General features: G+C 53.6%; 13 protein-coding genes. 12 read left to right on the top strand and 1 reads right to left on the bottom strand.

Annotated features, from left to right (window positions below):
- Positions 1 to 11 precede the first annotated feature (11 nt).
- From pspD to ADJ24_RS05705, 12 genes are all read left to right on the top strand, one after another.
- Positions 12 to 236: a phage shock protein PspD gene (gene pspD, locus ADJ24_RS05760; protein WP_023312043.1), complete on the top strand. Its 225-nt coding sequence runs from the start codon at positions 12 to 14 to the stop codon at positions 234 to 236.
- 197 nt (positions 237 to 433) lie between these two features.
- On the top strand, positions 434 to 2,131 hold the full coding sequence (locus ADJ24_RS05755; protein WP_023312042.1) for a sugar phosphorylase: 1,698 nt from the start codon (positions 434 to 436) through the stop codon (positions 2,129 to 2,131).
- A 14-nt stretch (positions 2,132 to 2,145) separates the two neighbouring features.
- Positions 2,146 to 3,438: an ABC transporter substrate-binding protein gene (locus ADJ24_RS05750; protein WP_023312041.1), complete on the top strand. Its 1,293-nt coding sequence runs from the start codon at positions 2,146 to 2,148 to the stop codon at positions 3,436 to 3,438.
- A gap of 22 nt (positions 3,439 to 3,460) precedes the next feature.
- Positions 3,461 to 4,342 carry a carbohydrate ABC transporter permease gene (locus tag ADJ24_RS05745; protein ID WP_023312040.1) on the top strand — a complete coding sequence of 294 codons (882 nt, stop codon included), beginning with the start codon at positions 3,461 to 3,463 and terminating at the stop codon, positions 4,340 to 4,342.
- A complete protein-coding gene (locus ADJ24_RS05740; protein WP_045400139.1) occupies positions 4,329 to 5,171 on the top strand; it encodes a carbohydrate ABC transporter permease in 843 nt (280 codons plus the stop codon). The genes ADJ24_RS05745 and ADJ24_RS05740 overlap by 14 nt, the downstream gene beginning before the upstream one ends.
- 28 nt (positions 5,172 to 5,199) lie before the next feature.
- Positions 5,200 to 6,252, top strand: a complete 1,053-nt coding sequence (locus ADJ24_RS05735; protein WP_023312038.1) for a zinc-dependent alcohol dehydrogenase — start codon at positions 5,200 to 5,202, stop codon at positions 6,250 to 6,252.
- A gap of 17 nt (positions 6,253 to 6,269) precedes the next feature.
- Positions 6,270 to 7,058 carry a sugar phosphate isomerase/epimerase family protein gene (locus tag ADJ24_RS05730; protein WP_023312037.1) on the top strand — a complete coding sequence of 263 codons (789 nt, stop codon included), beginning with the start codon at positions 6,270 to 6,272 and terminating at the stop codon, positions 7,056 to 7,058.
- A gap of 11 nt (positions 7,059 to 7,069) precedes the next feature.
- Entirely contained in the window at positions 7,070 to 8,128 is a 1,059-nt protein-coding gene (locus tag ADJ24_RS05725) for a Gfo/Idh/MocA family protein (RefSeq protein WP_088545041.1), read from the top strand.
- The gene (locus ADJ24_RS05720; RefSeq protein WP_023312035.1) at positions 8,122 to 10,401 is read left to right on the top strand and encodes a glycoside hydrolase family 65 protein; all 2,280 of its coding nucleotides are present in this window, start codon (positions 8,122 to 8,124) and stop codon (positions 10,399 to 10,401) included. Before ADJ24_RS05725 ends, ADJ24_RS05720 begins: the two co-directional genes overlap by 7 nt.
- Positions 10,391 to 11,059 carry a beta-phosphoglucomutase gene (pgmB, locus tag ADJ24_RS05715; protein ID WP_023312034.1) on the top strand — a complete coding sequence of 223 codons (669 nt, stop codon included), beginning with the start codon at positions 10,391 to 10,393 and terminating at the stop codon, positions 11,057 to 11,059. The genes ADJ24_RS05720 and pgmB overlap by 11 nt, the downstream gene beginning before the upstream one ends.
- 10 nt (positions 11,060 to 11,069) lie before the next feature.
- Positions 11,070 to 12,152, top strand: a complete 1,083-nt coding sequence (locus ADJ24_RS05710) for an ABC transporter ATP-binding protein (protein WP_023312033.1) — start codon at positions 11,070 to 11,072, stop codon at positions 12,150 to 12,152.
- 66 nt (positions 12,153 to 12,218) lie between these two features.
- Entirely contained in the window at positions 12,219 to 13,133 is a 915-nt protein-coding gene (locus ADJ24_RS05705; protein ID WP_023312032.1) for an OmpG family monomeric porin, read from the top strand.
- A 34-nt stretch (positions 13,134 to 13,167) separates the two neighbouring features.
- Here the strand turns inward: ADJ24_RS05705 and ADJ24_RS05700 are convergent, their stop codons facing one another.
- Positions 13,168 to 14,178, bottom strand: coding sequence for a LacI family DNA-binding transcriptional regulator (locus ADJ24_RS05700; RefSeq protein WP_023312031.1), 1,011 nt, complete (start codon positions 14,176 to 14,178; stop codon positions 13,168 to 13,170).
- Positions 14,179 to 14,271: the final 93 nt, after the last annotated feature.

Here is a 14,271-nt window from a genome sequence, read left to right as displayed (position 1 = left end):
AGAGAGATGAGATGAAACAACACTGGCAACAGGCCGGTCAGAAGGTAAAACCCGGCCTGAAAATCGCAGGTAAACTGGTCCTGCTGACCGCGTTACGGTTCGGCCCGGCAGGTGTGGCAGGTTGGGCAATTAAATCCGTTGCCCGCAAGCCGGTCAGAATGGTGCTGGCCGTGGCGCTCGAACCGCTGTTGCAAAAGGTGGCAAAACGGCTTTCTCGCCGCTACTTATCCCAATAATTCCCGCTGGCGTTAGCCCTTTCCCTGACGGGGGAGGGTCTGGCGACGGTTAACCGCATTTCCTCTTTTCCCCGTTCTTTCTTTGCGGCAGCTCACAATATTGCGCTGAGCTGCTTTGCAATCACCTTTTTCTCCTTTCTGGTCCGTTGACAGATATTTTTCATGGGAGTAGATTGCCACTCCGTGGGACCGCTACCATGGAAAATGAAATGGATACAAAAATTAAAGAGATCATTAATTTTGTTTACGGGGAAACGTTTTCTGAAGCCCATCTTAATGTGCTGCTGGAAAATATTGAAAAGGCCGCTTCTGTTATTACGGAAAAACGTAAAACGGGTTGGGATGAAAAAGACGTTGTCCTGATCACCTATGCCGATCAGTTTTCAGCGAAAGGGGAGAAGGCGCTGCCTGTTTTTACACGTTTTTATAACAGATGGCTTTCTCATTCTTTTTCTCATGTCCATCTCTTGCCTTTTTATCCATGGTCTTCGGACGACGGGTTTTCTGTTATTGATTATCATGAGGTTGCACCGGAAACCGGAACGTGGCGAGACGTTGCCGAATTAAAAAAGTCAGCCAGTTTAATGTTTGATTTCGTCTGTAACCATATGTCAGCCAAAAGTAAATGGTTCGCTAATTACCTGAAGCAAATTCCTGGGTATAGCGATTTCTTTATTTCTGTCGATCCTGAAACAGATTTATCCGCGGTGACGCGTCCGCGTGCTTTACCGCTTCTTACGCCTTTCACGCTGCATGACGGCAGCGTGCGACACCTGTGGACCACCTTCAGCGAGGACCAGGTTGATCTCAATTTCGCCTCTCCGCATGTGCTGATCGCGATGGTCGACGTGCTGCTGCATTATCTTATTGAAGGGGCGCGATACATTCGTCTGGATGCTGTAGGCTTCATGTGGAAACTACCCGGAACAAACTGCATCCACCTTGAGCAAACCCATCAGCTCATCCAGCTTTTCCGCGCCATTACCGAGGCTGTCGCCCCGGGAACGGTGATTATCACCGAGACGAACGTTCCGCATAAAGATAACGTTGCTTACTTTGGTGACGGTGAAAATGAAGCGCAGATGGTTTATCAGTTCTCTTTGCCCCCGCTGGTGCTGCATGCGGTGCATTGTCAGGACGTCCGGACGCTGAGCCAGTGGGCGGCGTCGCTGACGTTGCCTTCCACGAAAACCACCTGGTTTAACTTCCTGGCCTCGCATGACGGGATTGGTCTGAATCCGTTACGCGGAATTTTACCCGAGCCGGAAATCCTCTCGCTTGTGGAAAAACTTCAGGCTGAAGGGGCGTTGGTTAACTGGAAAAATAACCCGGATGGCACACGCAGTCCTTATGAAATTAATGTGACCTATCTGGATGCATTAAGTACGCGTAACAGTCCTGACAGCCAACGGATTGCCCGTTTTATTCTGGCGCATGCCGTCCTTTTAAGCTTCCCCGGCGTGCCTGCGGTTTATATCCAGAGCATTCTCGGTTCCCGTAATGATTATGCAGGTGTTGAGCGCCTGGGATACAACCGTGCGATTAATCGAGAGAAATACACGGCAGGGCAAATTGATAGCGAGCTTGAAGATAAAAATAGCCTGCGTTCTCAGGTCTATTGCTCGTTAAGCCAGTTAATCGCGCTGCGTCGGGCGGAGAAAGCATTTCACCCAGACAGCGAGGCTTATTTTAGCGCGTCAGGTGAACATGTTTTAAAAATCGTTCGCGTGGCGGGTTGTGGTGAAAAAATAACGGCGCTGTTTAATTTCAGTGACAGCATTCAAACGGTGGAATCCGATATTCAATCCGGAAATGACTTGATCACCGGAAACGATATTACAGACAAAAAGTTGACCCTACATCCATGGCAGGTGTTGTGGATTAAAGAAAACTAAAAAGGACCTTAAAAATGAAAATGCCCAGAATCGTGCTGATTTCAGCACTGGTTTCGTGCGCCTTGTTATCAGGCTGCAAGGACGACAAAAAGACTGCTGTCACTATTGAGTTTATGCACTCGTCAGTCGAGCAGGAGCGCCAGGCGGTTATAACGAAGCTTATCGAAAAGTTCGAGAAAGAGAACCCCGGTATCACGGTGAAACAGGTGCCGGTCGAAGAGGATGCCTACAACACCAAGGTCATTACGCTCGCCAGAACGGGCGCGCTGCCCGAGGTGATCGAAGTCAGCCATGACTACGCGAAAGTTATGGACAAGGAACAATTGCTGGATCGCAAAGCTATCGGCGAAGCCATTAAAGCGGTAGGCGAGGACACCTTCTATGACGGCATTTTGCGTGTTGTTCGTACGGAAGACGGTTCTGCCTGGACGGGAGTGCCAGTCAGCGCCTGGCTATCCGGCGTCTGGTATCACAAAGATGCGCTTGCTGCGGCGGGTATCCAGGAGCCGCATAACTGGGAACAGCTGCTGAAAGCCAGCCAGAGGCTCAACGACCCGGCTAAAAAACATTACGGCATTGCGCTGCCCACCGCCGAAAGCGTGATGACGGAGCAGGCATTCTCCCAGTTTGCGCTTTCCGGCGGCGCGAACGTTTTTGATGCCAAAGGGAATGTCGACATCGATACCCCTGAAATGGCAAAAGCCCTGGCGTTTTATAAAGATCTGGCCGCGACCACCATGCCGGGTTCAAACGACGTCATGGAGATCAAAGATGCCTTCATGAACGGTTCTGCGCCGATGGCGGTGTACTCCACCTACATCCTTCCGGCGGTATTCCAGGACGGAAAACCTGCCAATCTGGGCTTCGTCGTCCCAACAGAAACCTCTTCTGCTGTTTATGGCATGGTCACGTCGCTGACGATTACCACCGGTCAAACTGAAGATGAGACTCAGGCGGCTGAGAAATTTGTGACATGGATGGAGCAGGCTCAAAACGCAACCGACTGGGTCATGATGTCGCCCGGCGCGGCACTGCCGGTGAACAAGCTGGTGGTGGGCACCGATACCTGGAAAAACAACGATGTGATTAAAGCGTTTGGACAACTGCCTTACGAACTGATTGCGCAGTTCCCGAATGTGCAGGTGTTTGGCGCGGTGGGGGACAAAAACTTCACACGCATGGGCGATGTTACCGGGTCCGGCATCATCAGTTCCATGGTGCATAACGTCACGGTGGGGAAAAAAGATCTCAGCAACACGCTTAGTAACAGCCAGAAGCGTCTGACCGATCTGATTTCACAACGATAGGAGCGCTCTGCGGAAGGAAATTATGAAGACGTTGTTTTCTGGTCGTTCAGATATGCCTTTCGCCATGCTGCTGTTGGCCCCCAGCCTGATTTTGCTGGGGGGCCTGGTGGCCTGGCCAATGATTTCCAATATTGAAATCAGTTTCTTACGTCTGCCGCTTAACCCGCGCATTAGCGCTGTGTTTGTCGGGCTGGATAATTACATTCGCATTCTCAGTGATGCAGCATTCTGGCACTCGCTGTGGATGACGTTCTGGTACACCGCGCTGGTGGTGATCGGCAGCACGGGGTTGGGTCTGGCGGTTGCGATCTTCTTTAACCGTGAATTCCGTCTGCGGAAAACGGCACGTTCACTGGTGATTTTGTCCTACGTCACCCCGTCCATTTCGCTGGTGTTTGCATGGAAATACATGTTCAACAACGGCTACGGCATTGTGAACTATCTGGGCGTTGACCTGCTGCATCTGTATGACCAGGCCCCCCTGTGGTTCGACAATCCTGGCAGCAGCTTTGTGCTGGTGGTGCTGTTCGCCATCTGGCGCTACTTCCCGTACGCGTTCATTTCGTTCCTCGCGATTTTGCAGACCATTGATAAGTCGCTGTATGAAGCGGCGGAAATGGACGGCGCGAATGCCTGGCAGCGTTTTCGAATCGTTACGCTGCCCGCGATTATGCCGGTGCTGGCAACGGTAGTGACGCTCCGCACTATCTGGATGTTCTACATGTTTGCGGATGTCTATCTGTTGACGACCAAGGTCGATATTTTGGGCGTCTACCTCTACAAAACGGCATTCGCTTTCAACGATTTGGGTAAGGCTGCGGCGATCTCCGTCGTGCTGTTCGTGATCATCTTCGCGGTGATTCTGCTGACCAGAAAAAGGGTAAACCTCAATGGCAACAAATAAGCGCGTACTGAGCCGTATTGGTTTTTATCTCGGTCTGGCGGTGTTCCTGGTCATCACGCTATTCCCGTTCTTCGTGATGCTGATGACGTCATTCAAGAGCGCGAAAGAGGCCATATCGCTTAACCCGACCATTTTGCCGCAGGCGTGGACGCTGCAGCATTACGTCGACATCTTTAACCCGCTGATTTTCCCGTTTGTGGACTATTTCAAAAACAGCATGGTGGTGTCGCTGATCTCCTCGGTGATTGCCGTGTTTCTCGGCACGCTGGGGGCTTACGCCTTGTCCAAACTGCGTTTTAAAGGCCGCACGACGATCAACGCGAGTTTTTACACCGTCTACATGTTCTCCGGAATATTGCTGGTGGTGCCGCTGTTCAAAATCATCACTGCCCTTGGGATCTACGACACCGAGCTGGCGCTGATTATCACCATGGTGACCCAAACGTTACCGACAGCGGTGTTCATGCTGCGCAGCTATTTCGACACCATCCCGGACGAAATCGAAGAAGCCGCGATGATGGACGGCCTTAACCGCCTGCAAATCATCTTCCGCATCACCGTGCCGCTGGCGATTTCCGGGCTCGTATCGGTGTTTGTCTACTGCTTCATGGTGGCGTGGAACGACTATCTGTTTGCGTCCATTTTCCTGTCCAGCGCCAGCAATTTCACCTTGCCGGTCGGGCTGAACACGCTCTTTAGCACACCAGATTATATCTGGGGTCGCATGATGGCGGCATCGCTGGTGACGGCGCTTCCGGTGGTCATCATGTACGCCCTGTCTGAACGTTTTATTAAAAGTGGTTTGACCGCCGGTGGCGTGAAGGGCTGAGGCGGCCAATTTTAACAAGGAGTCAGTCATGAAAAAATTAGTAGCGACAGCGCCACGCGTGGCGGCGCTGGTGGAATATGAAGATCGTGCTGTGGGAGCACATGAAGTGAAAATTCGTGCACGCTTTGGCGCGCCAAAGCACGGCACTGAAGTCGTGGATTTCCGCGCGGCAAGCCCGTTTATTGACGAAGAGTTCAACGCGGAGTGGCAGATGTTCACGCCGCGTGAAGAAGGGGCGGCCCGCGGGATCGAATTCGGTAAGTTCCAGCTGGGCAACATGATTGTTGGCGAGATTATCGAATGCGGTGATGACGTCACTGAATATCAGATCGGCGACAGCGTCTGCTGCTACGGCCCGCTGCAGGAAACGGTGATCGTTAACGCGGTGAACAACTACAAGCTGCGCAAAATGCCTCAGGGTGCGTCCTGGAAAAACGCCGTTTGCTACGATCCGGCGCAGTTCGCCATGAGCGGCGTGCGTGATGCCAACGTTCGCGTGGGCGACTTTGTGGTCGTGGTCGGTCTGGGAGCCATTGGGCAGATTGCGATCCAGCTGGCGAAAAAAGCCGGTGCGTCAGTGGTTATCGGCGTTGATCCAATCGAACACCGCTGTGAGATCGCCCGTCGTCATGGGGCAGACCACTGTCTGAACCCAATAGGCACTGATGTCGGTCTGGAAATCAAAAAGCTGACCGGGAAGCAGGGCGCGGACGCGATCATCGAAACCAGCGGCTTTGCAGATGCGCTGCAGTCCGCGCTGCGCGGACTTGCCTACGGCGGCACCATCTCCTATGTAGCTTTCGCAAAACCGTTCGCGGAAGGCTTTAACCTCGGCCGCGAAGCGCATTTCAATAACGCGAAGATTGTCTTCTCCCGTGCCTGCAGCGAACCCAACCCGGACTACCCGCGCTGGAGCCGCAAGCGTATTGAAGAGACCTGCTGGGAATTGCTGATGAACGGTTATCTGAATTGTGAAGATCTGATCGACCCGGTCGTGACCTTCGCCACCACCCCGGAAAGCTATATGAAGTATGTCGATCAGCACCCGGAACTCAGTATCAAAATGGGCGTCACTTTTTAAGCTAAGGACAGCAAATCATGAAGATCGCAACACAAAACCAGGCCTTTTTCCCGACCAGCATCATGGAAAAATTCGAGTACATCAAAGCGATGGGCTTTGATGGTTACGAAATTGACGGCCGCCTGCTGGTGGAAAACCTCGATGAAGTGAAAGCGGCCATCAAAGCCACCGGTCTGCCGGTGACGACAGCATGTGGCGGATACGATGGCTGGATCGGTGATTTCATCGAAGAACGCCGTCTGAACGGGTTACAGCAGATCGAACGCATTCTGGAAGCGCTGGCGGAAGTTGGCGGAAAGGGCATTATCGTGCCTGCTGCCTGGGGGATGTTTACCTTCCGTCTGCCACCAATGACCTCTCCACGCAGCCTGGACGGTGACCGCAAAGCCGTAAGCGCCTCCCTGCGCTGGCTGGATGAGGTGGCGGCGCGCACCGGAACAACCGTCTACCTGGAGCCGCTGAACCGTTATCAGGATCACATGATCAACACCCTGGCTGACGCGCGTCGCTATATCGAAGAGAACGGTCTGAAGCACGTGCAGATCATCGGCGATTTCTATCATATGAACATCGAAGAAGACTCGCTGACGGATGCGCTGCATCAGCACCGCGATCTGCTGGGCCATGTGCACATTGCAGATAACCACCGCTACCAGCCGGGCAGCGGTAGCCTCGATTTTGCCAGCCTGTTCGATCAGCTGCGTGCCGATAACTACCAGGGTTACGTGGTGTATGAGTGCCGTGTTCGCGCCGAGGATCCGGCTCAGGCATACCGGGATTCGCTCACTTACTTGCGTGAATGCTAAGGATGACGAGCGTGATGAGTGCTTCTACACCTTCGCCTCTGCGCGTCGCCATCATTGGCGCCGGGCAGGTCGCGGATAAAGTGCATGCCTCGTATTACGCCACGCGCAGTGATGTTCAGATGGTGGCTGTCATGGACAGCCATCCTGAACAGGCTCTGGCGTTTGCGGAACGTCATGGTATTTCCTCGGTATGGCAGGATGCGCGAGACATGCTCGAGGCGGTTAAGCCGGATGTGGTGAGCGTCTGTTCGCCTAACCGGTTCCATTTCGAGCACGTCATGGCAGCGCTGGAAGCTGGCTGCCACGTGATGTGTGAAAAACCACCTGCTATGACGCCGCAGGAGGCCGATCGGATGCGCATGGCCGCGCGCAAGGCGGGAAAAGTGCTGGCCTATGATTTTCACCATCGTTTTGCTCTCGATACGCAACTGCTGCGTGAGGCCGTGATGAAGGGGGCGCTGGGAGAAATTTATTACACCACTGCGCAGGCGCTACGCCGCTGCGGGGTTCCCGGCTGGGGCGTCTTTACCAACAAAACGCTACAGGGCGGTGGGCCGCTGATTGATATTGGCATCCATATGCTCGATGCCGCGATGTACGTGCTGGGGTTCCCGGCGGTAAAAAAGGTGACGGCACACAGCTTCCAGAGGCTGGGAAACCGTAAAAGCAGCGGCCAGTTTGGCGCGTGGGATCCCACGCAGTTTACCGTTGAAGATGCCCTGTTTGGCACCATTGAATTTTGCAACGGCGGCATTCTGCGTCTGGACACGTCGTTTGCGCTCAATATCCGTGAACAATCCATCATGAACGTCGCATTTTGCGGTGAAAAGGCGGGCGCCATGCTGTTCCCGGCGCACATCTACAACGACGAAGCCGGGACTTTAGTCACCCTCACGCAGCGTGAAGAGGCTGACGATCGGCGTCATATGCGCAGTATGGATGCCTTTGTGCGGCATGTGCAGGGAGAGCCCGTCATGATCGCTGATGCAGAGCAGGGGCTGGTTATCCAGCAGCTCGTCGCCGCGCTGTATGAATCTGCAGAAACAGGGGAAAGCGTGACGTTATGCTAAACGTGTCTGTATTAACCGACCCGGGCTTTTGTCCACACAGCCTGAATAAATACGCCTCCATCATGGCCTGCGGTAATGGCTACATGGGGATCCGCGCTACGCACGAAGAAGATTACACCCAGCAAACCAGAGGCATGTATCTTGCGGGTCTCTATCATCGTGCTGGTCGCAACGAGACCACTGAGCTGGTCAATCTGCCGGATATCATCGGTATTGATGTTGAGCTGGATGGCGTCAATTTCACGCTCCTGTCAGGCGAAATCCTCGAGTGGCAGCGCGAGCTGGCGTTTGCCAATGGCGAACTTCGTCGCTGCGTCGTCTGGCGCTCGCCTGACGGGAAACGCTATCGTCTGGAGAGCCGTCGTTTTGTGTCGCTGGACCAGTTGCCCTTAGTGGCCATGCAGCTTTCCATCACGCCGCTCGATGCCGTCACGCACGCCGTGCTGCAAACCGGCATTGACGCAACGCAAACGAACAGCGGCAGACAGCATCTGGATGAAGTGTCGGTCAGAGTGTTCGATCAGGAATACATGCAGGGCGTGTATGAAACGCAGGACCGCGCGTCTGAGATTGTTGTTTCAGCGTATTGTCAGCTCTCAGCCAAGAGCGACAGCTGTTTCACCGCAAAAAATCGTCGTCTCAGCGCTCATCATTCGCTGACGATTGCGAAGGGTGACACTGTCACGCTTGAAAAAATCGTCTGGGTGGCACATCGCAGTGATAAGGCACTGTCGCAGGCCTCTTTCGCCCGCAACGCGCTGGCCGATCTCAAAGTCTGTGCGGCAAGAGGCTATGACGCCTTGCTTGAGAGTTCGGCGTGTGCCTGGCAAGAGGTCTGGCGTAACGCTCGGGTGGAGGTTGACTCTACGGAACATCAGGATCAGATGGCGCTGGATTACGCCGTCTGGCATTTGACGGCCATGACGCCAGCCCATGATGAGCGAAGCAGTATCGCCGCCAAAGGGCTGACTGGAGAGGGGTATAAAGGCCACGTCTTTTGGGATACCGAAATTTTCCTGCTGCCTTTCCATCTCTTCACGCGTCCCCAGACCGCCCGTAGCCTGCTGCGCTATCGTTGGCTCAACCTGGCCGGGGCGCGGGAAAAAGCCCGTCGCAACGGCTGGCCCGGCGCGTTGTTTCCATGGGAAAGCGCCGCCAGCGGGCTGGAAGAGACGCCGGAGTTCGCGGCTATCAACATCCGAACCGGCACGCGTCAGAAGGTGGCCTCCGCGCTGGCGGAACACCACATCGTGGCGGACATCGCCTGGGCCGTCGTCGCTTACTGGCAGGCGACGCACGATGAGACCTTTATGCGGAATGAAGGTCTGACGCTCTTGATGGAAACCGCTGCGTTCTGGATGGGCCGCGCGACGGAAATTAATGGTCGTCTCGAAATCCATGACGTTATCGGACCTGACGAATACACCGAGCATGTGAACAACAACGCTTATACCAACTATCTGGCCTGGCACAACGTCGCCTGCGCTCGTCAGTTTATGACGATGTTTGGGCGAGAGGATGAAGGTTTTACGCAGAAAGCGACACGGTTCCTGGCGCGCTTATGGCTGCCGGAGGCCAATTCAGACGGTGTGATCCCGCAGGATGATACCTTTATGGCAAAACCTGCCATCGATCTGAGCCGCTACAAAGCCAAAGCGGGTAAGCAGACCATTCTGCTCGATTATTCACGCGCGGAAGTCAACGACATGCAGATCCTTAAGCAGGCCGATGTGGTGATGCTTACCTACCTGTTGCCGGAGCGGTTTACCCCGCAGCAGTGCGCCGCCAATCTGGCGTTCTACGAGCCCCGCACGATCCATGATTCTTCGCTGAGCAAGGCCATTCACGGCATTGTGACTGCCCGCTGTGGTGACGTCGAAGGTGCCTACGCCTTCTGGCGCGATGGCGTCGCCATTGATCTTGGGGACGACCCGCACAGCTGCGATGACGGAATTCACGCCGCTGCGACCGGCGCTATCTGGTCCGGCGTCATTCAGGGATTTGCCGGTGTGCAGATTGTAGAAGGGGAGCTGCATCTTGCGCCGAAACTGCCAGCTCACTGGCAAAAACTCACATTCCCTCTGCGCTGGCGGAACGCAACGCTGCACTTCACCTATGAAAATGAGGTGTTAACCATAGAAGCTTCGGCACCTGCCACGCTGACGCTGTGGGGCAAAACGCTACAGGTATCGGGGCGGAAAATTTGCGCTTATAAGGATTTTCTTGCATCTGAAAATGGGACCGCTACCACGGAGAGACGCCATGATGCTTAAGGCTGTTGTATTCGATCTGGACGGTGTGATCACCGATACCGCACACCTCCATTTTCTGGCCTGGCGTGCAGTGGCGGATGAAATCGGCATCACCTTCGACGAAGCGTTTAACGAACAGCTGAAGGGCATTAGCCGCATGGATTCCCTTCAGCGCATCCTGAAGCATGGCGGGAAAGAGGGGACGTTTAGCGATGAGCAGTGCCTCGCGCTGGCGACGAAGAAAAACACGCTCTATGTCCAGTCTCTGGCGTCGCTGACGGAGGATTCACTGCTTCCCGGTATTCGCGACGTGCTGGCGGATATCCGTGCGGCGAAGGTCAAAATTGGGCTCGCCTCAGTTTCCCTGAATGCCCCGGGGATCCTGCACGCGCTTGGCATTGATCAGGCCTTCGATTTTTGCGCCGATGCTTCCCGTATTCGCCGCTCAAAACCAGACCCGGAGATCTTCCTCGCCGCCTGTGCAGGCCTGAATGTGCGTCCTGACGCGGCTATAGGTATCGAAGATGCACCTGCAGGCGTTGAGGCGATCAACGCGGCGGGATTGCTATCGGTTGGGATTGGGGCTGGCCTGAACCATGCGGGATTACAACTTCATTCAACGCGGGAACTGACCTGGAAATGCCTGACCGAGTTTTGGGCATCCCGGACGTATTGCTAAGGAATTAACAATGGCTCAACTGTCCCTGAAACATATTCAGAAAATCTATGATAACCAGGTCCATGTGGTTAAGGATTTCAGTCTCGAAATCGAAGACAAGGAGTTCATCGTCTTCGTTGGGCCTTCGGGCTGCGGTAAATCCACGACGCTGCGAATGATTGCCGGTCTGGAGGAGATCAGCGCCGGTGAACTGATTATTGACGGGGTGTGCATGAATGACGTGCCCGCCAAGTCTCGCGATATTGCGATGGTCTTTCAGAACTATGCGCTTTATCCGCATATGACGGTCTACGACAACATGGCGTTTGGCCTGAAGATGCAAAAAATTGCGCCTGCGGTTATCGAAGACCGCGTTAACTGGGCGGCACAGATCCTCGGATTACGCGAGTACCTCAAGCGCAAACCCGGCGCGCTGTCCGGCGGCCAGCGTCAGCGCGTGGCGTTGGGCAGGGCGATCGTGCGCGAGGCGGGCGTGTTCCTGATGGATGAACCGCTCTCTAACCTCGATGCCAAGCTTCGCGTGCAGATGCGGGCTGAAATCAGCAAGCTGCACCAGAAGCTCAACACCACCATGATTTACGTGACCCACGATCAGACGGAAGCCATGACCATGGCGACCCGCATCGTGATCTTAAAAGACGGCATTATTCAGCAGGTTGGTGCACCGAAGCAGGTGTACAACGAACCGGCAAACATGTTTGTTGCAGGATTTATTGGATCGCCAGCCATGAACTTTATTCGCGGCGCTATCGACGATCGCTATTTTGTTACGGAAACGCTGCGTCTGGCGATCCCGGAGGACAAGCTCGCTTCACTGAATGCCGCAGGGTATCAGCGCAAAGCTGTGGTCTTTGGGATCCGCCCGGAAGATATTCTCACGCTGCAGAGTCGAGGTGAGAATATCGCGGCGAAAGTCAGCGTAGCCGAACTGACCGGCGCGGAGTTCATGCTTTACGCCACCGTTGGGGGCCATGAGCTGGTTGTGCGCGCTGGCGCTGCGAATGATTATGCCTCTGGGGATAATATCGACATCCAGTTCGATATGAACAAGTGCCATTTCTTCGACGCTGAAACCGAAGCGGCTATTAGATAAGAAAGGTGTTCGCCGGAAATGCAAATTTCCGGTTTTTTTGTTTGTTACTTATAAAGGGAAAATTAAATGAGTACTCTACTAAGAAGTGCTGCGCTCGTGCTGTGCGCAGGGGTTAGCTGTGCACAAGCATCAGAAACAGCGAAACAGTGGGAATTTAATATCGGCGCGATGTATGAAATCGAAAACGTTGAGGGGCAGGGCGACGATAAAGATGGATTATATGAACCTTCCGTGTGGTTTAATGCAACCTGGGATGCGTGGACTATTTCGCTGGCGATGTATCAGGAGGGGCCGGTTGATTACAGCAGTATGACCCGTGGAACCTATTTCGACCGTCCTGAATTTGAATTACGCTATCGCTTTATCGGAACCGATGATTTTACTTTCGGTCTGACCGGTGGTTTCCGTAATTATGGCTACCACTTTAAAGATGAACACGGAGCCAAAGACGGCAGCGCGAATATGCAGCGCTACAAAGTTCAACCTGACTGGGATATTAAATTAACCGATGACTGGCGCTTTGGCGGCTGGTTTGCCATGTATCAGTTTGCCAACGATCTGGAGAAAACCGGTTATTCTGATAGCCGCGTTGAAACCGAAACGGGCTTTACCTGGACCATTAACGAAACCTTTGCGGCTAAAGTGAATTACTATTTAGAGCGCGGTTTCAATATGAACGGTTCGCGTAATAACGGCGAATTCTCCACCCAGGAAATTCGCGCCTACCTGCCTATTTCATTGGGCCAGACGACCTTAACGCCTTATACCCGACTGGGGCTCGATCGCTGGTCGAACTGGGACTGGCAGGACGATCCTGAGCGTGAAGGACATGATTTCAACCGCCTGGGTATGCAGTATGCCTATGACTTCAACAACGGTTTATCCATGACGCTTGAATACGCCTATGAATGGGAAAACCATGACGAGGGTAAAAACGACCGCTTCCACTATGCGGGCGTTGGGGTAAATTACGCGTTCTGACCGAGAGCACGCCAGGGGCGCTAAGCCCCTGGTTTTAGCGCAGCGAGGCCGCCAGTAAAAAGTGGGTATCAACGAGAACTTTTTGCGGTGCGGGCTGACCCGCAATACGCCTGAAAAGAAGATCGCAGCTCTCTTCGCCCAGTTTTCGGGTCGGGATATCGAAGCCGCCAGGTGCGGGCGTTAAAATGAGAGACAGCATCGGGTCACTGTATCCGGCGATGACCACCTGCTCCGGGATCATCAGATTCAACTCATCCGCCGCGCGATAGAGGCTAAGTAACTTCATGCTGTCGGTAGCGAATACTGCATCAGGCGGCGTGGGTGAAGACAACAATTCCAGCGCCGCCGTAAGCGCACTCTCATGGGTATAACCGCCATCCCTGATCCAGTCCGGGTTGAGGGCAATATGGTACTTTTCCAGACTGGCTTTATAGCCCGCAAGACGATCGATCGAAACATGATAATCAAGCGGGGCATGCAGACAGGCAATTTTACGGCGTCCGTTTTTAATAAAGGTTTCGGTCAGCGTGGCGCTGTCATGGAAATTATCCGTGTCGACGGAATAAATATTCTGAAACTCACCTTCGACTTTGCCGATAACTACTACCGGTACGCCATACGCATCCAGCGTGGTGAAAAAGGATTCATTTGCCGGTGAGCTCAGCATAATGATCCCTTTGATCATCTTCTGTTTTATTTTATTCACGCATTTCAGCAGATCGTCTTCGCTGCTTTTTGACGTTTGTAAAATAACGTCAAATCCTTCTTCTTCCGCTTTTGCCGTAATGGCATGCAGGACATCTGAGAAAAAAGGATTTCCGGCAGTGGTTTTGGTTGAACGGGTCGAAATAACCATAATGGCATCGAAGCCTGAAGAGGTCAGGGCGCGGGCCAGTTTGTTGGGCTGATAATTTAATTCGTCAATCGCCTTCAGCACTTTTTCACGCGCTTCGGGAGAAATATTCGTTTGTTTATTCAGAACGCGGGAAACGGTTGATTTCGATACGCCCGCAACCCGTGCGATATCATAGATGGTGGGTGACATACACCTTACTCACTCCGGACTGACAGCAATGTCGTTCATCTTACTGGAGAGAAAACGGCAATAGCAATAAATAAGAATTGATAATCAACGATC

Source organism: Enterobacter sp. 940_PEND (assembly GCF_001059415.1).
Classification (GTDB): domain Bacteria; phylum Pseudomonadota; class Gammaproteobacteria; order Enterobacterales; family Enterobacteriaceae; genus Enterobacter; species Enterobacter cloacae_M.
This window is presented reverse-complemented; position numbering and strand designations above follow the sequence as displayed.

Excerpts from the sequence above, each read along its gene's own strand:
- ADJ24_RS05700 (WP_023312031.1), bottom strand. The coding sequence starts at position 14,178 with ATGTCACCCACCATCTATGATATCGCACGGGTTGCGGGCGTATCGAAA.
- ADJ24_RS05730 (WP_023312037.1), top strand. The coding sequence starts at position 6,270 with ATGAAGATCGCAACACAAAACCAGGCCTTTTTCCCGACCAGCATCATG.
- ADJ24_RS05750 (WP_023312041.1), top strand. The coding sequence starts at position 2,146 with ATGAAAATGCCCAGAATCGTGCTGATTTCAGCACTGGTTTCGTGCGCC.
- pgmB (WP_023312034.1), top strand. The coding sequence starts at position 10,391 with ATGATGCTTAAGGCTGTTGTATTCGATCTGGACGGTGTGATCACCGAT.
- ADJ24_RS05705 (WP_023312032.1), top strand. The coding sequence starts at position 12,219 with ATGAGTACTCTACTAAGAAGTGCTGCGCTCGTGCTGTGCGCAGGGGTT.
- ADJ24_RS05710 (WP_023312033.1), top strand. The coding sequence starts at position 11,070 with ATGGCTCAACTGTCCCTGAAACATATTCAGAAAATCTATGATAACCAG.
- ADJ24_RS05740 (WP_045400139.1), top strand. The coding sequence starts at position 4,329 with ATGGCAACAAATAAGCGCGTACTGAGCCGTATTGGTTTTTATCTCGGT.
- ADJ24_RS05745 (WP_023312040.1), top strand. The coding sequence starts at position 3,461 with ATGAAGACGTTGTTTTCTGGTCGTTCAGATATGCCTTTCGCCATGCTG.
- ADJ24_RS05735 (WP_023312038.1), top strand. The coding sequence starts at position 5,200 with ATGAAAAAATTAGTAGCGACAGCGCCACGCGTGGCGGCGCTGGTGGAA.
- pspD (WP_023312043.1), top strand. The coding sequence starts at position 12 with ATGAAACAACACTGGCAACAGGCCGGTCAGAAGGTAAAACCCGGCCTG.
- ADJ24_RS05720 (WP_023312035.1), top strand. The coding sequence starts at position 8,122 with ATGCTAAACGTGTCTGTATTAACCGACCCGGGCTTTTGTCCACACAGC.
- ADJ24_RS05755 (WP_023312042.1), top strand. The coding sequence starts at position 434 with ATGGAAAATGAAATGGATACAAAAATTAAAGAGATCATTAATTTTGTT.